Annotated in this window: 20 protein-coding genes; 16 read left to right on the top strand and 4 right to left on the bottom strand. The window is 39.8% G+C overall.

Going from position 1 to position 21,632, the window contains the following annotated elements:
• Positions 1–38 precede the first annotated feature (38 nt).
• Together hydA and AABS66_RS12595 are read left to right on the top strand one after the other, a co-directional pair.
• Positions 39–1,445 (top strand): dihydropyrimidinase, encoded by a 1,407-nt coding sequence (gene hydA / locus AABS66_RS12600; protein ID WP_404462686.1) that lies wholly within the window; start codon positions 39–41, stop codon positions 1,443–1,445.
• 27 nt (positions 1,446–1,472) lie between these two features.
• Entirely contained in the window at positions 1,473–2,819 is a 1,347-nt protein-coding gene (locus AABS66_RS12595; protein WP_206082876.1) for a cytosine permease, read from the top strand.
• 181 nt (positions 2,820–3,000) lie between these two features.
• Here AABS66_RS12595 and AABS66_RS12590 read toward each other — a convergent pair whose 3' ends face one another.
• The 3 genes from AABS66_RS12590 to dcuC all read right to left on the bottom strand — a co-directional run bounded on the left by AABS66_RS12590 (position 3,001) and on the right by dcuC (position 6,788).
• Entirely contained in the window at positions 3,001–4,050 is a 1,050-nt protein-coding gene (locus AABS66_RS12590) for an asparaginase (protein WP_404462689.1), read from the bottom strand.
• A gap of 72 nt (positions 4,051–4,122) precedes the next feature.
• Positions 4,123–5,397 carry an amidohydrolase gene (locus AABS66_RS12585; RefSeq protein WP_206082874.1) on the bottom strand — a complete coding sequence of 425 codons (1,275 nt, stop codon included), beginning with the start codon at positions 5,395–5,397 and terminating at the stop codon, positions 4,123–4,125.
• A 26-nt stretch (positions 5,398–5,423) separates the two neighbouring features.
• The gene (gene dcuC / locus AABS66_RS12580; protein WP_206082873.1) at positions 5,424–6,788 is read right to left on the bottom strand and encodes a C4-dicarboxylate transporter DcuC; all 1,365 of its coding nucleotides are present in this window, start codon (positions 6,786–6,788) and stop codon (positions 5,424–5,426) included.
• Between the two features lie 220 nt (positions 6,789–7,008).
• On the opposite strand from dcuC, the gene AABS66_RS12575 reads away from it, so the two are divergent.
• A complete protein-coding gene (locus AABS66_RS12575; protein WP_430224990.1) occupies positions 7,009–7,941 on the top strand; it encodes a DMT family transporter in 933 nt (310 codons plus the stop codon).
• 78 nt (positions 7,942–8,019) lie between these two features.
• Here the strand turns inward: AABS66_RS12575 and AABS66_RS12570 are convergent, their stop codons facing one another.
• The gene (locus AABS66_RS12570; protein WP_206082871.1) at positions 8,020–8,556 is read right to left on the bottom strand and encodes a MarR family winged helix-turn-helix transcriptional regulator; all 537 of its coding nucleotides are present in this window, start codon (positions 8,554–8,556) and stop codon (positions 8,020–8,022) included.
• 363 nt (positions 8,557–8,919) lie between these two features.
• On the opposite strand from AABS66_RS12570, the gene AABS66_RS12565 reads away from it, so the two are divergent.
• From AABS66_RS12565 to AABS66_RS12505, 13 genes are all read left to right on the top strand, one after another.
• Positions 8,920–9,255, top strand: coding sequence for a metalloregulator ArsR/SmtB family transcription factor (locus AABS66_RS12565; RefSeq protein WP_206082870.1), 336 nt, complete (start codon positions 8,920–8,922; stop codon positions 9,253–9,255).
• Positions 9,256–9,318: 63 nt separating this feature from the next.
• Positions 9,319–10,608: an arsenic transporter gene (locus tag AABS66_RS12560; RefSeq protein WP_206082869.1), complete on the top strand. Its 1,290-nt coding sequence runs from the start codon at positions 9,319–9,321 to the stop codon at positions 10,606–10,608.
• Positions 10,609–10,618: 10 nt separating this feature from the next.
• Positions 10,619–11,071, top strand: coding sequence for a glutaredoxin-dependent arsenate reductase (gene arsC / locus AABS66_RS12555; protein WP_430224989.1), 453 nt, complete (start codon positions 10,619–10,621; stop codon positions 11,069–11,071).
• 858 nt (positions 11,072–11,929) lie between these two features.
• Positions 11,930–13,174, top strand: coding sequence for an ammonium transporter (locus tag AABS66_RS12550; protein WP_206082867.1), 1,245 nt, complete (start codon positions 11,930–11,932; stop codon positions 13,172–13,174).
• Positions 13,175–13,277: 103 nt separating this feature from the next.
• Positions 13,278–14,867 (top strand): ABC transporter substrate-binding protein, encoded by a 1,590-nt coding sequence (locus AABS66_RS12545; protein ID WP_430224988.1) that lies wholly within the window; start codon positions 13,278–13,280, stop codon positions 14,865–14,867.
• Positions 14,867–15,835 (top strand): ABC transporter permease, encoded by a 969-nt coding sequence (locus AABS66_RS12540; protein ID WP_430224987.1) that lies wholly within the window; start codon positions 14,867–14,869, stop codon positions 15,833–15,835. Before AABS66_RS12545 ends, AABS66_RS12540 begins: the two co-directional genes overlap by 1 nt.
• Positions 15,832–16,638: an ABC transporter permease gene (locus tag AABS66_RS12535; RefSeq protein ID WP_206082864.1), complete on the top strand. Its 807-nt coding sequence runs from the start codon at positions 15,832–15,834 to the stop codon at positions 16,636–16,638. The genes AABS66_RS12540 and AABS66_RS12535 overlap by 4 nt, the downstream gene beginning before the upstream one ends.
• Positions 16,638–17,417, top strand: a complete 780-nt coding sequence (locus tag AABS66_RS12530) for an ATP-binding cassette domain-containing protein (RefSeq protein ID WP_206082863.1) — start codon at positions 16,638–16,640, stop codon at positions 17,415–17,417. The genes AABS66_RS12535 and AABS66_RS12530 overlap by 1 nt, the downstream gene beginning before the upstream one ends.
• 226 nt (positions 17,418–17,643) lie before the next feature.
• Positions 17,644–17,946, top strand: a complete 303-nt coding sequence (locus AABS66_RS12525; RefSeq protein ID WP_206082862.1) for an urease subunit gamma — start codon at positions 17,644–17,646, stop codon at positions 17,944–17,946.
• A gap of 19 nt (positions 17,947–17,965) precedes the next feature.
• Positions 17,966–18,391, top strand: coding sequence for an urease subunit beta (locus AABS66_RS12520; protein WP_206082861.1), 426 nt, complete (start codon positions 17,966–17,968; stop codon positions 18,389–18,391).
• 62 nt (positions 18,392–18,453) lie between these two features.
• A complete protein-coding gene (locus tag AABS66_RS12515; protein ID WP_042848772.1) occupies positions 18,454–20,172 on the top strand; it encodes an urease subunit alpha in 1,719 nt (572 codons plus the stop codon).
• 62 nt (positions 20,173–20,234) lie between these two features.
• Positions 20,235–20,897 (top strand): urease accessory protein UreE, encoded by a 663-nt coding sequence (gene ureE, locus AABS66_RS12510; RefSeq protein WP_206082860.1) that lies wholly within the window; start codon positions 20,235–20,237, stop codon positions 20,895–20,897.
• A 29-nt stretch (positions 20,898–20,926) separates the two neighbouring features.
• Positions 20,927–21,613 (top strand): urease accessory protein UreF, encoded by a 687-nt coding sequence (locus AABS66_RS12505; protein WP_206082859.1) that lies wholly within the window; start codon positions 20,927–20,929, stop codon positions 21,611–21,613.
• The last annotated feature ends 19 nt before the right edge of the window (positions 21,614–21,632 follow it).

The following is a 21,632-nucleotide window of genomic DNA, read 5'->3' as shown; positions in this document are numbered from 1 at the left end:
TTCGCTGTGTTGTGACATAAGAATCGTTGGAGATAGTTATGTTTGACACAATTATTAGAAATGGGCAATTGGTTCTTGAAGAGGGTACTGTCCGTGCCGATCTGGCAATTAAAAATGGCAAAATTGCAGCGTTACTTGGCCCTGATGAGTACGCTGAATGCCAAAAAGAAATTGACGCGCAAGGTCGGTTAGTTCTACCAGGTTTAATTGATGCTCATATGCACACACAGGCTCCATTTCAAGGGATTTCCCCGCAACTAACTTTTTATCAGCAAAGTATTTGTGCCGCGTTTGCGGGTGTTACCACTTATATGGATTTTACCAATACTTGGAAAGGTTCAAGTGTCCTTCAGGCTCTAGATGACCGTATTGAGGAAATGACTGAATCTGCAATTGATTTTAGTGTTCATGGCAAATTTGTTGAAGCGAACGAACAGTTATTAGATGAGATCCCACATCTTGCAGCAAAAGGGTGCCCAACATTTAAGTTATTTATGACCTACCGTAAAGAAGGTGTGATGGCAGATGATATGACACTGATGCAGGTCTTCAAACGCGCAAAAGAAAATAATTGTATGCCATTGATCCATGCGGAAAGTAATGCGATAGCAGAAACCGCGGTGGATGAGTGCATCAAAAATAACACACTGACTTGGCGTGATTTTGCCAATAGTAAACCCGTTATTTGTGAAACAGAAGCTTTTGGTCGTGTGGCTAAACTTGCTGAATCAGTTGGAGTTCCTCTTCTTATTGTTCATACCACAAATGGCCCTTGTCTTGATATTGCACAGCAAGCACAAGAGCGCGGTCAAAAGCTGTATATCGAAACGGGTCCTCATTATCTGACACTTTTCGATGAACTTTATGATGATGTTGACAATGGACATTTAGCGATTTGCTCGCCTCCATTGCGTACTCGTAAAGAGCGGGATGAACTTTGGGATGGCATTAAGAACGGTACGATCACCTTGATAGGCTCCGATGATTGTACTTTTACTCGAGAGGAAAAAGAAAAGGCTTTACAGCGTGATGAAAACGGCAAAATCATTCCTGATTTTACTAAAGTTGTTAATGGGTTATCTGGTCTCGAAATCCGATTTAACTTGATGGTAACTGAGGGGGTGGCAAGTGGAAAAATCACGATGAACCACGCTGTTGCATTATGCAGCACTAACATTGCGAAAACCATGGGGTGCTATCCACAAAAAGGGACGCTATTGCCAGGAGCTGATGCTGATATTGTCATTTTTGATCCGAATGAGGAATGGATTATTTCAGCCAATAACTTACACAGTGGTGCTGGCTATAGCCTACATGAAGGATATAAAGCGAAAGGAAAGGTAAAAACAACCCTTTTACGTGGTGAAATTATTATGGATAACAACACCTTTATGGGAAGTAAAGGACAAGGGAAATTTATTAAACGTATTTTGAAATTAAACTAAAACGACAATAAAGATGAGGCTAAACTCATGAATAATGGACAGAATATTTCACAGGAATTGCTTGCTAAAGCCAATGAAGAACTCTTGCCAACACAGGAAAAGGATAGAACCTTAAAAACACGTGATTTACTCGTACTTTGCTCGTCAATGGTGATTAATGTTGTTGGCTTAGTGATCCCCGCTCAAGTACTTTTAAGAGGAGGATATTCCCCAATAGAAGTATTGATGGCATGTTTTTTGGGGTTTTTATTAGTCACTATTTTAATTACGTTAACGGGTGATATCGGAACACGCTATGGCGTTCCTTTCACTATTTTTATTCGCGACTGTTTAGGAAAACAAGGGGCGAAAATTGGGGCGATATGTCGAGCCATTGTCTGTTTAACATGGTGTGGTGTGATTTTATTTTTAGGAACACAAGCGATTAATGCGATTATTGAAATTGTCACAGGAATTTCAATGTTCTGGGTGATATTTATTACTTATGCGTCTTTGCAGTTATTTAATGCAAGTCGTAATGTGGATAGCATGAGTAAGTTTGGAACATTAGCAGTACCTATTCTTGCATGTGGATTGGTGTCGTTAGTCGTTTGGTTATTGCAAGAACATCAAATTTCGTTACCAGAGGTTATAACCGCTTCACCATTAGAAGGGACTGGGTTTAGCTTTGTTACTGTTATCGCTATATTTAGTGGAGGATGGTTATCTGAAGCACTAAATGGTAGTGACTTAACCAGAAAGTTAAAACTACCTGAAAACACAAGTTCAAACAGCTTCTTTTCACGTAATAAGCGCACTATATTTTGCTTTGGACTCGGATTCGTTGGTACGGGGTTATTATTGACTCTCGCAGGATTAATTAGTGCTTATCTTACGAAAAGTGACAATCCAATTGGTATGTTGCAAATTGCTTTTGCTGATAACTCGAGTATATTAATTGTTAGTTGTATTATTATTGTGTTTGCGCAATGGACAGTAAATACTTGTGCGAATATTTTCCCCGCAACATTGATCATGCTTAATTTTTTTCCTAAATTAACTTTTGCGAAAGCGACATGGCTAGTTGGGTTGATTAGTATTCTAATGATGCCATGGTTATTATTAAGTTATCTTGATTACGTACAAATGATTTTCTCTGCAATACTCGCCCCTATATTGGCGATTATGTTAGTGCATTATTACCTTATTCGTAAATGCCATCTTAATTTAGAGAATCTATACAGTGATGATATTCCTAACTGGCGAAAACCAGGGATTACTGCGCTAGTGATTGGATTGATCTCAGGTATGATAGGCTATAATTTTGCATTCTTTATTGCATTTCCGATTACAGCAATTATTTACTACCTATTAGCAAAAAAAGAAAGTCTTTAAAAATTTAGATAGAAAACGTATTTCTAATAATCAAATTAATATCCATTTAATTAAATGGCTGGTGAGTTATGTTTTAATTTTTACATTTAATTTAATTTAATTTAATTAAGAATTAAAGTTATTAATAAATAAAAAGGCGCCTATATTAGAGGCGCCTATTAATCGTAAAATAGTAATGGTTTTAACGCTGGCTATCAAAGTAATTCGATATTTGCTTAAGGTCGGCACCAGTTGCAAGTGCGAGCTGCAATAGAATGCGAGACTTTTGTGGATTCAAAAAGCCAGATCCTATGGCAAATGATTTACTACTCACATAGCCAGAGCCTGTTCGAGTTGCCATCACAACAGGAATACCTTTATCACTGAGCTGCTTAATTGCCTCCTCCATGTTACTCGATACATTTCCATTACCACTTCCCGCAACAATAATTCCTTTTGCTCCGTTGTTGATAGCAGCATCAAGCATAGCGGGGGTCTGGTCTTGGTATGCATAAATAATTTCGACATTAGGGAGTTTATCTACCTTACTGACATCGAAAAAAGTACGATCAACGGGTTGGGCAGGGGTATAGTAAAATTTAGGTTTTCCGCTGACAAAGACACCAAGATAGCCAGGTTCATAAGATTTAAATGCATCAGGGGTAGTTGAGTTTGCTTTGGTGGTATAAAAAGCAGAACCAATACGATCATTTAAAACGACCATGACGCCGCGATTTTTAGCTTTCTTATCCGCAGCAAGTACAACACCTTCAAGCAGATTCATTGGGCCATCCGCACTGATAGCAGTTGCTGGTCTCATGGCTCCGACAATAACGATAGGCTGCTCATTTTGAGTGGTTAAATCTAAGAAGAAGGCTGTTTCTTCAATTGTATCAGTCCCATGAGTGATAACGATGCCTTGTTGTTTTCCTTCATTTAGTAAATGATTAACGCGTTTACTGAGGTTTAATAGGATTTCGCTGCTGATATTGCCACTGATAGTGTTAGAAATTTGTTCACCTTTGACGATAGCAACATCATTGATCTCCGGCACAGCATTGATTAACACATCAATACCCAGTGAGCCCGCTTTATAGTCGGTGGTATCAAGGTTGGATTTTGAGCTTCCTGCGATGGTTCCCCCAGTGGCTAAAATGGTAACGTTGGGTTTAATAGCACCAGCAGCTAGTGAAACAGAGGTATATAAAATCAAACTAGAAAGTAATGTATTTAATAATGTCTTTTTCATCATATTTCCTTAAAAAAACCTTATAACATCATCCGCTATAAGGTTTTATAATTGGCTTATATTGATTTGCTGTTTTTATACGGATAAGCGTTGTAGTAACCCTGTAAAGATTGAAAAGCCAGTGAATAGCTGATTTTCATCAATATCAAATTTGGCTTGATGGTGGCCAGCTTTGATGTCTGAGCCAATCACAAAATAAGCCGCCTTTCCACCATGGGCTTGTACGCGTTTAATCAATAGAGTGGCATCATCACTGCCATTAAAATTCATTGTACGTTGTACTTTTTCTACCGCTGGGATGGTTTGGGCTACTTCGGTTATATAGTCAGTCATTTCATCGTCAGGAATGAAATCAACGGCTTCCCCCATGACCTCAGTTTCGAGTTCAACATCAAAACTGAGTGCAACTCCGCGGGCACGTCTTAAAGCCTCTTCTGTCATGTAATTGTTGATTTTTTCATTTTCGCCACGTACTTCAATTTGCATTTGCGCGTATGAAGGGATCACATTGCGGCCTTCTCCTGCATTTAATACTCCGACATTAGCGCGAGTCATTCCTTCGCCGTGAGTTGGTAGGCTTAGAATTTGAATTGTTGCGTTACAGGCGGCGAGTAACGCATTTTTGCCTGCATGTGGCTCCATTCCTGCGTGCGCGGCTTTACCTTTAAAGCGCAGATCCATTTTTAATGTAGAAAGATAACGTTCAGGTGCAGCGACAATTACGCCACTCGGGACATCACAACCAAGATGACCACAAGCAAAATAATCAACATCATCGAGAATACCACTTTCGGCGATAGGTTTTGCCCCTCGTACGCCTTCTTCTGCGGGTTGGAAAATAAGTTTAATCACGCCTTTCAGTGGGCTATCTTTATTTTCAATCAACCATTTTGCGACTCCGAGACCGATAGCCATGTGCCCATCGTGGCCGCAAGCGTGCATATAACCTGGGTTGGTAGAATTAAAGCCTTCTTGGTTTGGAATATGTTCTGCCGTATCAGTTTCTTGCACATTGACGCAGTCAATATCAAAACGAAATGCAACCGTTGGGCCAGGGCGCCCTGTATCGAAGATCACCGCGCAACCTGTATAGTCACCGATTCTTGCGAGTAGTGAATCATCTACGCCACGCTCTTTGGCTGCGCGTTTGGCTTTTTCAACTATTGATGGGTTACGTCCACGAATAAAACTAGGGTTGATAATCTGTTCGCCTGTTAATACGTGGTGTCCCATTTCTTCCAGTAGTTTAATCAAGGTGGCAGTGGTGTAAAATTCCCCCCAACCCGTTTCTGGGTAACGGTGAAATTCACGTCGCCATGCAACTAATGAGGCATTATTTATTGTAGTCATTTTGGTTTTCCTTTTAATAACCCATTCTACGCATACAGAAAATATGCATAAATTAACGTTGCTATCGTGCCTACCGCTAAAGGTACTGAGGTTCTTTTTACTACTTCAACAGGACTCACTTTGATAACCGATGCGACAATAATAACGACAGCAGAAACTGGAGAGATGGCTCGGACTAAGTTAGACGTAAATTGCATTGGAAGAGCAACCATAATCGGGTCAACATGGGCTTGATTTGCAATAGATGGAATTAATTCAATAAATGAATAGAACACCGCGTTACCACTACCGCTAATAAAGGTGATTAACGCTGTTAAGCCAGAGAAAATAAACATTAATCCAACGCCTGCATTATTTACGTTCTTAACAACACCTGAAATCATATCGATGATGCCAATAGCATTAAGACCTGCTACTAGTGTGCCTGCGGCAACAATCAGGACAACGACTTGAGAAAATCCTTCACCCATTCCTTTAAAAAAGAGTCCTGCTTGAACCATTTGTTCTTTCGGGTTGCCTTTACGAATAAGTTCTGTGGCAAATGCGAGCACAAATGAGAATAGTGTGATTTCAACAAGCCCTACTTTGATTTCTCGAAAACACAGCCCTAAAACGATAATTAGAATAAGTGGAACAAGCGGAAATAAGGCGTAATAGGAGGGAGGTAGCTCTTTATTACCCTCGATTTTACTTTCATCAACTTCAGTAAATGCTGATGCGCCTTGCCGTTTATCCATATACTTTTGCCAAAAATAATGGGCAAAACCCATTAATAATAAAACGGGGAGAGAGATAACGGCATGATGTAAAGTGACGTAGTCGACAACATGCTCAAAACCGAGTAAGCGAGCTGCAACAACATTATCGCCCCCTAATGGTGTTGGCATAATTGTTGCTGTGGTCGCAATAATCCCCGCCGCTGTCATTGATGACATTTTTGCAGCCCTTAATATGGGGTACAGAGTCGCCATTAAAATAACGGCTAATGACGCGGCACTGGGGATCACTAACGACAGTAAGTTTCCGAGCCAAAAAACAATTGGAACTAGAATATAAGGAGAGCGAATTTTTGAAATAGGCTTTGCAACTAAATGAACAGCGGCATCGTTTGCACCAATGCGTGACATATAAGAAGAAAAGCCGAATAGGACCATGATTATGATCCCTGCGCCACCAAATTGTTTGATAAATCCTAGTTGTATTTGTTTTAGTGGGTCAAGCCAGATATTCCCTGTACTTTGTTTTATATCTAAAATAGGCATTCCTAACATTGCTGCGCTGAGCATCAGCGCAATACCTGCGGTGAATAATACAATTTTTGCCTCGTAGTTCTTCGCAATTGCATAACCCGCTAGTATCAACACTATTACACTGATAATTATAACAGTCATAGCTGCCTCTCATTATTATTTCTTTATTGGAAGTATCTTCACGAGAAGATATATCAATATTAATAATTGGTGTTTTAATATCAATCACAAAACGTACAATTATTGACTTTTGTCATAAATGATTACTATTTTGTCTTCTTTAATTTCAATCCCCTTGTATCTTCATGTTAAGTATCTTAGTGTGAAGATATATTTTTATTGAAATGGTGGTAAAAATTCAATGACGATGAAAAAAGTATCTTTAATTGGGATCTCGCTGGCGCTTTGTGCGGCTTTTTTATGGGGAACTGCGGGGACCGCTCAAAGTTTTGTACAAGGTGCAACAGCACCTTACTGGATTGGTGCATTTAGGTTGCTTGTTGCGTGTTTATTCTTTCATTTGTTGTTTTTTTATCGAATTACAAACCGCCAAGCACTAAACGTAAATGAGCAACAACAAACAGATAATTCTGCCAAGGGGTCAATGACATATTGGCGATATATCATTATCGCAGGTATCTGTATGGGGTTATATAACTTAACTTTTTTTGCAGGTATTAAGGCGACTGGAATAGCAATAGGAACGGCTACAACGATTGGTAGTGCCCCTATTTGGGCTGGCTTAATGCAGGCGATTCTTCTGAAGAAATCACCGTCTTTGCTTTGGTGGCTTGGAACTTTTTGTGCAACGGCAGGAGGAACATGGATGGTTCTTTCTCAAAGTAGTAGTTGGCAAATTAATACAGGTGGTTTACTTATTTGTTTGAGTGCGGGTTTTTGCTATGCACTTTATACATTGATGAGTAAGAAATTGGTCAGTATTGATTCTCCATTAACGATTACTAAGCATACATTTAGCATTGCTATATTTATTGCGGTTCCGATTGCTTGGATATTAGCAGGAACACCAACGGTCAGTTGGGTGAGCATTGCAGTGATATTTTACCTCGGATTATTAACAACTGGCGTGGCTTATCTGTTATATACCCAAGCATTGAAACATATCAGTGCTCCTACAGGTGTGGCGTTGGGTTTAATTGAGCCCATTGTGGCGTTTTTCCTTGCGATTGTTGTTGCACATGAAAACGTCAATATGCTGGCTGTAATAGGATTATGTTTGATTTTGGCTGGTCTATGGTTAGTTTTAAAGTCTGAGAGCCAGCAAAAAGCTTAGCTGAAATGATTACGTCAGAATGAAAATAGCTCAATGTGAGCTGCACCCTAAAGTTTACTCCAACTTTGGGGTGTTTTTTTATTCAGCTCCATTTTTCTCGTTGAGCTCAGATTTTTGTGATTGAATAAGTTTTTTCAGTAGCATAGCGAGTTGATCTTTATTTTCAGCATCTAAGCCTTGAATTAATGATTTTTCAATCGCTACGTGAGTTTCTACTGCTTCAAGCGTCAATTTTCGTCCCTCTGGTGTTATTTTTACAATAACACCACGTCGATCAGCAGGATCTGGAATTCTAACAATGAATTTCTTTTCTTCTAATCGATTAATTCGGTTAGATAATCCACCAGAGGAAATAAGAATTTTCTTTTGCAGTTCTTTGGGGGAAAGTTGACGGTCAGGGTTTCTAGCAAGTGCTGCTAGCACTTCAAACTCCCCCACATTTAGATTGTATCGGGCCAAATTCGCATCAACAAATTGCGAGATATAATGGCTCATACGTACTATGCGGGCGATAATGGGTAAACCACTCAAATCCAATGTAGGGACGGTTTCCAGCCATTCTTGTATTAGTGTATCAACAAAGTCTTTATCTGACATTTTTTTGATTTCTTTCATGACTAAAATCCAGTTTTAAGCTTACTTTTATACTAAGTCTGAATCAACCTAACTCTTTATATTTTCAATGTAAGTTTATCATGAAAAAGGATCTTTTCACACACTTACCCCTATTCAAGATATAGAACTAATAGCGGGGGAAGTAGAAACGCTATTTTTATATTTAGCTTACTATTTGATTTTTCGAGTATATTTTTTGTAATCTAGTCTTAGTCACTGTTTTATAGAAACACGACTAATTAGGTCTTCAAATTAACTCGCGATCCTTCAGCTTAAAAATTCTTTTTAGTATTTATTATTATATTTGATTTTGCATATATGTTTCTAGGGGGTAGAATGCCCATAGAGCATTCAGGAGAATATATGGAACCACTACAACTGTTTAAAATTTTAGGTGATCAAACAAGGCTCGATATCGTGTTGCTTTTGAAAGCATCTGGTGAGCTATGTGTCTGTGATATCTATACGGCCTTAAATTTATCGCAACCAAAGACTTCTCGACACTTAGCAATGCTAAGAGAATCGGGTCTTTTGCTCGATTCAAAACATGGTAAATGGGTTCATTATCGATTATCTCCGGCATTACTACCGTGGGTAAAAAATATCATTGATATAACGTATTTAACAGAAAAAAAGAGGGTATCAAACTTACTCTCAGCTATAGCGAAAACACATTCGATGGGTAATTGCGCAAGATAATTTTTTAAATAAAAATATATGAAAAAACATATGTGTTGTGAGTGTAATAAGTACGAGGTTGTTATGTTTATTGCGGCATTAATTTTTGTTTTGACGATTACGTTTGTTATATGGCAGCCCAAAGGGTTGGGTATAGGCTGGAGTGCATCGGCAGGAGCGGTATTGGCACTGATCTTTGGTGTGATCAGTTTTCAAGATATTCCGATTGTTTGGAATATTGTTTGGAATGCCACTGCGACATTTGTTGCAGTAATTATTATTAGCCTGCTTTTAGATGAAAGCGGTTTCTTTGAATGGGCTGCATTGCATGTTGCTAAGTGGGGCGGGGGTAAAGGAAGACTGCTATTTAGTTATATTGTATTACTTGGTGCAATGGTTGCTGCTTTATTTGCCAACGATGGCGCAGCCTTGATATTAACGCCCATTGTAATTGCGATGTTACTGGCACTTGGTTTTAACAAAGGCACGACATTAGCATTTGTCATGGCAGCGGGTTTTATTGCAGATACAGCGAGCTTGCCACTTATTGTCTCAAACCTCGTGAATATCGTTTCTGCGGACTTCTTTAATATTGGATTTACTGAATATGCATCGATTATGGTGCCAGTGGATATTGCAGCAATTATTGTAACATTAGCGATGCTGCATTGGTTTTTCCGCAAAGATATTCCTAAGCAGTATGATATCACTAAACTGAGTGAACCGACTTTAGCCATTAAGGACATGACAACGTTTAGAGCAGGTTGGCTGGTATTGGTGTTGTTGCTCATCGGTTTTTTTGTCTTAGAACCATTAGGTATTCCTGTTAGCGCTATTGCGGCAATTGGCGCCTTAATTCTTTGGGTGATTGCAGCCAGAGGCCATACGATTAATACCAAAAAAGTGTTACGTAGTGCACCGTGGCAAATCGTCATTTTCTCTTTAGGTATGTACTTGGTGGTTTATGGTTTAAGAAATGCAGGGTTAACCGATTATCTTTCTGAAGCGCTCAATTACCTTGCAGACAAAGGGTTATGGGTAGCAACTCTGGGTACTGGGTTTATTACCGCATTTTTATCATCAATTATGAATAATATGCCAACGGTATTAATTGGTGCTTTATCCATTGAAGGGAGTGAAGCGACAGGATTAATTCAGCAAGCCATGGTTTATGCCAATGTGATTGGTGCCGATTTGGGGCCTAAAATTACACCGATTGGTAGTTTGGCTACATTGCTGTGGTTGCATGTTTTATCGCAAAAAAACATGACCATTACATGGGGCTACTATTTTAAAACAGGGATTATCATGACGATCCCTGTGCTCATTGTCACACTCGTTGCTTTAGTACTTCGACTTTCACTGTTAAATTAAAGGTAGCCCCATGAATGAGATCACTATCTACCACAATCCAAACTGCGGCACTTCACGCAATACGCTTGTGATGATCCGCAATAGTGGTATTGAGCCAACGATTATTTATTATCTAGAAACGCCGCTGGCTAAAGATGTGTTAGTGCAACTTATTGCTGATATGAAAATCACGGTAAGGGCGTTACTACGAAAAAATGTTGAACCCTATGAGCAATTAAACTTAGAAAAAGATAGCTATACAGATGACCAACTCATTGATGTGATGTTGCAGTATCCGCTACTGATTAATAGGCCGATTGTCGTCACTCCGCTAGGCGTAAAGTTGTGTCGACCTTCAGAGGTAGTGTTAGATATATTGCCTAACCAGCAACAAAGTGAATTTATCAAGGAAGATGGTCAAATAGTGATTGGTCGTCACGATGTACAAAATGCAAATGAAGAGGCTAGTAAGTATAAACCTTAAGAAGATAAATGGGATTGGGTGTTGTTGGCAACTTCAACACTCTGTATGTGTTTATGCTGTTAATTAAATAAAATATGAGATATTGCCCCAGAAAATGCGGCTGCGGCACTTATGCCTTGAAGTAACCTTAAGATATCAAGAATAAGTACATTTGTGGAAAATGAAATGAGTACACTGAATAATGAAAAGAAAAATAAACCCTTCTTATATTTTTAAAAATAAGTGTAATAAAACCATACTAACTTTATAGGTATTGGAATTACCATGATGAATTTTTTATTAAGTAGGGTTTCTTTTAATTAATATTATGTAATTTATTTTCTTTTAAGGAATTTACGGGGTTTTATTTTTGTATTTATGGTTGCTAATGGTTTTTGCAGTTTATTTGATTAGTGCTGTGTAGGTTTCTGTTTTTTAACTGAGTATACTGAATTAATTACGCTATTTTTCAATTTAATAGTAATGAAAGTGTAATGTTGATGAATGATTTCGGAGGATGGATTTATTTTTATACCTATTAAAATTAAGAATGCGGGAAAATGTAAAAAATATGTTTTTAAATCTGATTGTTATTAATTAAGGAGATGCCTTGTTTTTGATTGAAAATTATGAATGTTTCACTGGCTAAAATGATTTTTTATTTTTCGATGTTAATTAGTCATTTATGGTTAATCATTTATCGATTATTAAAAAACGTATGAATTATTTTTTATTATCTAATTTGTTTTTTTTTATTGATTATCTTAGTGATCACTCTATTATGAATGTAATTTCAATTGTGATAATCATTCTAGTCATTTAATGAAGTAATAAATATCTCTAAATTTTAAATATCATTATGTTAATTTAGGAGTATCCATGGAAAATGTATTGTCAGTTTTGGATGTCCCAAATACAGCATTTATGCTGCTTTGTACTAGTCTTGTTATGCTAATGACTCCTGGGCTTGCTTTTTTCTATGGTGGATTAGTTTCGCGTAAAAGTATTATTACCATTATGTCCCAGAGTTTCTTTTCTATGGGGTGGGTGGCAATTATTTGGTTTGCGGTTGGGTATTCATTATCGTTCGGTCCTACAATTAATGGGATTGTTGGCGACCCACTTTATTATGCATTCTTGAATAACATTGATCCTCAGACGATGTATACCGGTAATGATGGTGGTTTGCCAATACTGGTTCATTTTGGATATCAAATGATGTTTGCGATTATTACGCCCGCCTTAATTACAGGGGCTTTCGCAAATAGAGTTAATTTCCCTGCTTATCTCATCTTTTTAACCTTATGGACATTATTTGTCTATGCACCATTCGTTCATATGGTCTGGAGCCCAGATGGTATTTTTGCTAAATGGGGGGTTGTTGACTTTGCGGGTGGTATTGTCGTTCACGCAACTGCAGGGTTTGCTGCAATTGCTTCAGCATTATATGTAGGTAAAAGAGTCATTAAGTCAGATGGTACTCACAATATTCCTTATATTGCACTTGGCGCGGCTTTATTGTGGTTTGGTTGGTATGGTTTTAACGCGGGTTCTGAACTGCAAGTCAATACCGTAACCGTTTCAGCGTTTATTACTACCGATATTGCCGCGGCATTTGCAGCAATTACTTGGTTTATCATTGAACGTTTCCATACAGGTAAACCTAAACTTGTTGGTTTTTTAACGGGGGCTGTAGCGGGATTAGCCACTATTACGCCTGCCTCAGGTTATGTTTCAATTGGTTCTGCGGCAATTATTGGGATTATTGCGAGTATCGTTTGTTACACCTGTGTTTTCTTAGTCAGGCGTCATTTAGATGATGCATTAGATGTATTCGGTGTGCACGGTGTCGGTGGTATTACTGGCTCTATTTTAGTCGGCGTGTTTGCATCAACGGTTTGGAATGCGAAAGGTCCTGCTGGGTTAATTGAAGGTAACGGGATGCAAATTGTGAAGCAAACTGTGGCAGTTGTCTTTACCAGTATTTGGTCCTTTGTTTTTACAATCTTAATTCTTTGGATAATCAATAAATTTACACCAGTCAGAGTTGACCAAAGTGCGGTTGGTGACAATTTAGATACCGTTGAATTTGATGAAGACGCATATCGAGAAAAAGCAGATTAGTTATCAAATATATTATTTCTTGCAGTTTATCCTAATTGGTAGGTTTATTTGAACCACTGGTTGGGATAGCTGCTAAATACAGCTGGTAATTTAGGATGGGTATATGAAAAAGAAAGTAGCAATAGCTATTCAGGCTATTTTTTTTATGGGGCTATCGATGAGTGTAAATGCTGCGACTGATACTCAGAAACCGCAAACTTTGCGCTTAGCGATAGGCTCTGAGCCAACCGAGGGGTTTGATCCAATGTTAGGTTGGAGCCACGGCAGCTATTTACTTTTGCATAGTCCATTATTAAAACAAAAAGCTGATTTATCATGGCATAGCTACATGCTTGAAAAATATGAACATTCAGATGACGGTAAAGAGTGGACATTAAAATTAAAAGACGGGCTTAAATTCTCCGATGGTTCCCCATTAACCGCAAAAGATGTTGTTTTTACCTATAACAATGCCGCAGCAAGTGGTGGAAAAGTCGATATGGGGAACTTTGCTAAAGCAGAGGAAGTTAACCCATCTACCGTTAAAATGACGTTATCTGCTCCGCAAAGTACCTTTATTAATGTATTAGGTTCATTAGGGATTGTTTCTGCGGATAAATATGATGCGAAAAAATACGCACATAATCCTATCGGGGCAGGCCCTTATCGCTTAGTGAACTTCCAGCCAGGCCAGCAATTAATTGTTGAAAGAAACCCATTTTATGCGGGGCCCAAAAACGATTTCGATAAAATGGTTTTTGTCTTCTTGAATGAAGATGGCGCTTTTGCCGCAGCTCAAAGTGGTGAATTAGACATTGTTCGTATTCCTGCAGCCGTTGCGAATAATGCAAAAGATGTGAAAAGAATGAAGTTGATTGAGCGCCACAGTGTTGAAAACCGAGGGATTTCCTTCCCAATTCCACCTGCGGGAGAGAAAAATGCGGCAGGTGACCCAATTGGAAATGACATTACTTCAGATGTCGCTATCCGTAAAGCGATCAACTACGCCATTGACCGTAAGCTATTGGCGGATGCGGTGTTAGAAGGTTTTGCGATCCCTGCATATACAGGCGTTGAAGGCTTGCCTTGGAATAATCCTCAATCTTCATTTAAAGATGGGGATGTCGAAAAAGCGAAAACTATTCTTGATGATGCTGGCTGGAAACTGAATAAAGACGGCTTAAGAGAAAAAGATGGCAAAGTGGCAAAACTAACGCTTTGGTACGCCAGCGGCGACAGCACTCGTCGTGATTTAGCTCAGGCCGTGAGAGCAAGCTTAAAGCCAATTGGCATTGAAATGGATTTAAAATCAGGCAGCTGGGAAACCGTTGAAAAATATATGCATGCCAACCCAACATTGTTTGGTTGGGGTAGCCTTGACCCGATGGAACTGGTTCATAACTACAGCAGCAAGGCTGCTGGCGTAGGGTTCTATAATGCGGGTTACTATAAAAATCCAGCTGTTGATAAGGTGATAGAAGAGGCACTTCGCCAACCAGACCAAGATGCGGCTATTCCATTTTGGCAGAAAGTGGATTGGGATGGCAAAACAGGAACAGGTATTCAAGGTGATGCTGCTTGGGCTTGGTTAATGAACGTACAACATCTTTATTTATTGAATAATTGTGTCGAGCTAGGAAAGGGCGCACCTGAAATTCACGGCTCGTGGTCAGTGTTGAATAATGTAGATGACTGGGCTTGGACCTGCAAGTAATGCGGACAACCATCGGGCTTTTATTGCGGTTTATCTGTTTATTATTGGTGACAGCATTTGGGGTTTTTATTCTCCTAAGCTATTCACCAATAGACCCAATTAAAGCCTACATTGGTAATGATTTAATGCATGTTCCCCCTGAGCAATATTCATTGATTGCAGCTCGTTGGGGGCTTGATCAGCCTTTATGGATGCAGTTCTGGCGTTGGTTTTCACAGATATTACAAGGTGATATGGGGTATTCCATGCTCTATAACACCCCTGTTTCACAAGTGATTGCTGATAGGTTAGCACCTTCATTAGCCTTGTTATTATCGGCATGGCTATTTTCTGGAGCGATTGGTTTTGGACTTGGGTTGATAGCAGGGAGATACCTAAATAGATGGCCAGATAAAATCATCTCAACGCTATCTTATTTATTGGCTTCAATTCCTGTTTTTTGGGTTGGTTTACTTTTATTGTCACTTTTTGCTGTTTCATTACAGTGGGCGCCAATTTGTTGCGCTTGGCCGATAGGCTTAGATGAACAAACATCAACATTGTCACAAAAAGTGCATCACCTTGTGTTACCTGTAGTGGCTTTAGGGATGTTAGGTATTGGTAATATCGCACTGCATACGCGTTCTAAAGTTGCTGAAGTAATGAACAGTGAGTTTATCCATTATGCAAAAGCTCAAGGGGATAAAGGATGGCCGATGATCAGCTTTCATGTCGTAAAACATGCGATTACCCCTGCAATATGTTTACAGTTTGCCTCAATGGGGGAATTGCTCAGTGGTGCATTGCTAGCTGAAAAAGTGTTTGCTTACCCAGGATTAGGGCAAGCGACCATTGATGCGGGTTTACGGGGTGACATCCCTTTATTAATGGGGGTCGTGATGCTATGTGCGGTAGTGATTTTCTTTAGTAATAGTATCTCTGATAGGTTGCTCAAGAGCGTGAACAAAGGAGTACTCCGAGAGCCATGACTTATAATCCAAATAAGGCCTTAATTAAGTTAGTTATTTCCTTATTGTGCTTATTTGCTTTAGGGGCTTATGCAGCATGGCTTTCCCAAACTGATGTAGAAGTGAATTTACTCGACCGCCGACAAGCGCCATCGTTGGTTCATTTATTTGGTACTGATAATTTAGGTCGAGACTTGTGGGACAGAGTATTCCAAGGAATAGCGACCAGCTTACAAATTGGTACCATCGCAGCATTATCGAGCGGAGTGATAGCGCTAGTGATGGCAAGTTTATCCTCTTTTAGTAAGACGATGGATTATGTTATTCGTGGATGTATTGATTCGTTGTTAGCGTTGCCACACTTGTTATTGTTGATATTGATTTGCTTTACATTAGGTGGCGGCAAAGTGGGGGTAATTTGGGCGGTTGCGTTGACACACTGGCCAAAGTTGACGTTGATCTTACGTTCCGAATTGCTCCGAGTGCAGCAAACAGATTACATCATGTTATCGAAACGGATTGGAAATAGTGCGCTCTACCGATGCCGATATGACTATTTACCGATGATCCTTTCACAATGGTTAGTGGGGTCATTATTAATGTTTCCACATGCGATATTACATAGTGCGGCACTGAGTTTTTTGGGTTTTGGTTTGTCTCCACATGAAGCATCGTTAGGTATTTTGCTATCAGATGCATTGCGTTACTTAAGTACAGGTGCATGGTGGTTAGCTGTGTTTCCAGGCATTGCATTAGTTGGGTTAGTGCTGTTATTTGATCAGTTTGCTAAAGCGGTACAACAATTATGGTTGAGGAGCGATTGATGTTAAGTTTTGATAACCTTACGATTGATGTTGCGAAATTCCGCTGGTTAGGCAAAAAACAGTGGTCACCGCTTTTACAAGATATTTCATTGGATGTGGCTCCAGGTGAAATGGTTGCATTGGTAGGTGGAAGCGGAGAAGGGAAAAGCTTATTACTACAAAGTAGTTTAGGTCTATTACCTGAAAATATGCGCTGTCGTGGTGATATTGTATTAAATGGATGCCAGTTAACAGAAAAATCTAAACAGCAATATCGTGGTAATTCACTGTGCTATATCCCTCAAGGGATTAGTGCATTAAATCCTCTCATTAAGATAGGCCCTCAACTTGAACGTGCCGCTGTATTAAGTGGACAGCATATTAAAATGCATGACGTCGCGTTGCACTTACAACAATATAATTTACAAGCAGATTTAATCCATAGTTATCCCAATAAGCTTTCTGGGGGAATGGCAAAACGTGTACTCGCTTGTAGCGCGACACTCTCTCAAGCTGAATATATTCTTGCAGATGAAATTTCATCTTGGCTAGACGATGAACATGCGATGCAACTTCTACAACATATCAAATCTCTTTGCTTTGATGGTAAAGGTGTTTTGTGGGTGACCCACGACCTTGCAATGGCTGTGCGTTTTGCTGATCGCATTGCGCTATTACGTAATGGTGTTTTAGAAGAAGTACTCAGTAGTGAAATATTAAAGCGAGGCGGAGGAGGGAAGTGTTTTCAATCTCTGTGGAATTCTTTGCCCGAACAACAATTTATAAATTGGACCCAGTGAATAAATATGATTTAAAAATTGAATTTAATAAATAGCCAATACGTATCCAGTCTTATTTGGATTAATTAAATTGGAATGTTTATTGAGAAGGATTTTATTTATTTAACTCGTCGTTATTGGATATTTAACTCAATTTATATTTTACAAATGAAAATGAGTTATTGGTTCGTAAAATGAATACTTATCAGTATTAACAATACTAAGCTTTATCAATTGAGGAGGCGTTATGCAGTTAACCCCAAGAGAAATTGAAAAATTGATGGTTTACACACTCGCAGACGTAGCTGAAAAACGCCGTGCGCGTGGTGTGAAATTAAATTACCCAGAAGCTGTTGCCATTATTACGGTTACCGCACTTGAAGGTGCACGTGATGGTAAAACCGTTGAAGATGTGATGAAAGAAGCGGCAACTGTTTTAACGAAAAAAGACGTTATGGATGGTGTGGATGACTTAATTCCAAATGTTCAGGTTGAAGCGATTTTTACTGATGGTACTCGCTTAGTAACTGTCCACAATCCGATTAAATAAATGAAGGGTGAGGTGAAATATGAGTAATTCAAAAACAAGCATTAAAGCCCCGACTCCTTTAGGTGGTGTTATTTTTGCAGATGAGCCTATTGAGTTCAACGTAGGCAAACCTGAAACAAAAATTAAAGTTCGTAATACAGGTGATAGACCTGTGCAAATTGGCTCCCACTTTCATTTTTTTGAAGTTAACCACGCATTAGAGTTCGACCGTGCAGCGGCTTACGGTAAGCGTTTAAATATTGCTTCTACAACGGCAATTCGTTTTGAGCCAGGTGATGAAGTGGAAGTTTCTCTGATCCCTTATGGTGGAAAGCAAAGTGTCTATGGGTTTAATAACCTTGTTGATGGTTGGGCGGGTGACAACGTTGCCGCTACTGAGCGTCCTGCTAAAGCAATCGCTTTAAATAAAGCAATTGCTCGTGGTTTTAAGCATAAGGAACAGTAAGCGCGTTAGATGTCAGTAATGATAAATAACAATGCACCTTCTTAACGTTAAAGGTAAATAACATGCCAAAAATTTCTAGACAAGAATACAACGGTTTATTCGGACCAACAGTTGGCGATAAAATTCGTTTAGGCGATACCGATTTATATATTGAAATCGAAAAAGATTTACGTGGATATGGCGAGGAGTCTGTCTATGGTGGTGGTAAATCTTTACGCGATGGTATGGGCGCGAATAATACTTTCACGAGTGATAACGGTGTTTTAGATTTAGTGATTACTAACGTCACCATCGTCGATGCGCGTTTAGGTGTGATCAAAGCCGACGTGGGGATTAAAGCAGGCAAAATTGTTGGTGTTGGTAAAAGCGGTAACCCAAATATTCAAGATAACATCACGCCAGGTATGGTTGTTGGGGTATCAACGGATGCTATCTCCGGTGAACACTTAATTCTAACGGCAGCGGGTATTGATACTCATATTCACTTAATTTCGCCGCAACAAGCTTATGCGGCGTTATCAAACGGTGTGACAACCTTCTTTGGTGGCGGTATTGGCCCAACCGATGGAACTAACGGTACGACAGTAACGGCAGGCCCTTGGAACATGCGCTCCATGCTACGCGCTATCGAAGGTTTACCAATTAACGTAGGTATTTTAGGTAAAGGCAACTCTTATACTCGTGAACCACTGATAGAACAGCTGGTTGCGGGGGCTGCTGGCCTAAAAGTTCACGAAGACTGGGGCGCAACAGGAAATGCGATTCGCCATGCGTTACGTATTGCTGATGAATTTGATGTGCAAATCTCAGTGCATACAGACAGCCTAAATGAAGGTGGTTATGTTGAAGACACCATCGAAGCCTTTGAAGGTAGAACTATCCACACCTACCATACAGAAGGTGCTGGTGGTGGACATGCCCCTGATATTATAAAAGTTGTTAGCCAGCCTAACGTATTACCAAGCTCAACAAACCCAACCTTACCGTTCGGTGTTAACAGCCAGTCAGAGTTATTTGACATGATCATGGTATGTCATAACTTGAATCCAAATATCCCGTCGGATGTTTCATTTGCAGAGAGCCGTGTTCGCCCTGAAACCATTGCAGCAGAAAACGTGCTACATGATATGGGCGCTATTTCGATGTTCTCAAGTGATTCACAAGCGATGGGGCGTGTGGGTGAAAACTGGTTACGTATTGTTCAGACAGCCAACGCGATGAAAGCGTCTCGTGGCAAGCTGCCTGAAGATGCGCCAGGCAATGATAACTTCCGTGTCCTACGTTACGTGGCAAAAATCACCATCAACCCAGCGATTGCTCAGGGTATCAGCCATATTCTAGGCTCCATTGAGGTCGGCAAAATGGCTGATCTCGTATTATGGGACCCACGTATGTTTGGTGCTAAACCTAAACTGGTTATTAAAGGTGGCATGATCAACTGGGCAGCAATGGGCGATCCGAATGCTTCCCTGCCAACACCACAGCCAGTGTTCTATCGTCCAATGTTTGGTGCAATGGGTAAAACCGTTAACGACACTTGTGTGACTTTCGTTTCACAAGCTGCTTTAGATGATGGCATTAAAGAAAAAGCAGACCTTGAGCGGCAAGTGGTTGCTGTCAATAACTGCCGAGCGATTGGAAAGCGTGATTTAGTGCGTAACGGTGAGACACCAAATATTGAAGTTGACCCTGAAACCTTTGCTGTAAAAGTAAATGGTGAACATGCAACTTGCCAGCCGATTAGCGAAGCCGCAATGAATCAACGTTATTTCTTTAGCTAATTGTACATGTTTGGATTATCTGCCTGCCAGTGGCAGGCAGAATTAACATAAAAGGTAATATTATGATCATTATTGAACATATTCTTGGCAATGTTAAAAAAGACCCAGTGTGGCAAGCGCGCCAGAAAAATGCTGACGTTGATACGTTGATCCTTGATCAACGAGAAGCACAGAAAAGCCGCTGTCGTAAAAATACTGAAAAAGGCCAAGACTTAGGTATTGCGCTGGACAGAAAAGTCTTGTTGTCGGATGGTGATGTTCTGCTATTTGATGAAACAACCAATACAATGACGATAGTTCAGATCTCTTTACGTGACGTCATGATGGTCAATTTATCCCACCTGAAAAACCTAAGTACTGAAGAGCATATTCGTATTAGTTTCGAATTAGGGCATGCATTAGGTAACCAGCACTGGAAAGCCGTTTTAAAGGGTGATCTTGTTTACGTACCACTGACGGTAAGTGAAAAAGTCATGGGTTCGGTCATGCGCACACATGGTTTTGGTGAAGAAACATTTGCCTTTGTGAAAGGTGAAAGCATTTTACCTGAATTGAGCCACTCTGAAGCGCGTTTATTATTTGGTGGTGCAGAGGAAACAGATACGCATGTTCATGTGGAATTAGGGCAGATCCACGGGCACAGTCACAGTCATGATCATGCACACAGCCACGATCACAGTCATGATCACCATCATGACCATGGGCACACTCATACACACAAATAACGTTCGTGTTCATGAGTAAGGAAAGTGATATGGAAGCATCTGACCTAATTAGAATTATGCAGTTTGGTGATTCAGCACTACCAATTGGTGCATTTACATTTTCAAATGGGGTTGAATCCGCCATTCAAAAAGGTGTTGTCCACGACAAAGAAACGCTGAAATCTTTTGTTCATACGTCTTTGAGTGTCGCAGCTCATTCAGATTGTATCGCCATTGTGGCGGCTCATCGTGCTGCTATTGCTCAAGATAACGACACATTAGCGAAGGTTGATTGGGCGGTACATAACCGTAAATTGAATGAAGAAGCACGCATAATGACAACCCGAATGGGAAAAAAACTCGCTGAAATCTCAGTCCATATTTTTGAGAACCCACAAGTGAGTGGGTGGCTTGCGAAAATCAAAGCTAATGAGGTTCCAGGGACTCAGCCAGTAACACAAGCCATTGTTATGGCTGTTCAAGGGATCGCGGAAAGAGATGTTGTTGTGATGCACCAATATGGTATTGCCATGACCATTTTGAGTGCTGCGATGCGGCTAATGCGTATCACACATTATGAAACACAGCATATTCTTTTTGAATTAAATGAAGAAATTAAGGTTTTTTGTGACATCGCAGCTAATGGTGACATAGAGCAAATGTCCTCATATGTTCCTGTGATTGATGTCTTAGCTGCGGTACATACTAAATCGTTTGTCCGTTTGTTTATGAACTAACGAACAACTAAAAATTTTG

The sequence above is a fragment of the Providencia sp. SP181 genome, from assembly GCF_050446505.1.
In the GTDB taxonomy this organism is placed as follows: Bacteria; Pseudomonadota; Gammaproteobacteria; order Enterobacterales; family Enterobacteriaceae; genus Providencia; species Providencia vermicola.
This window is presented reverse-complemented; position numbering and strand designations above follow the sequence as displayed.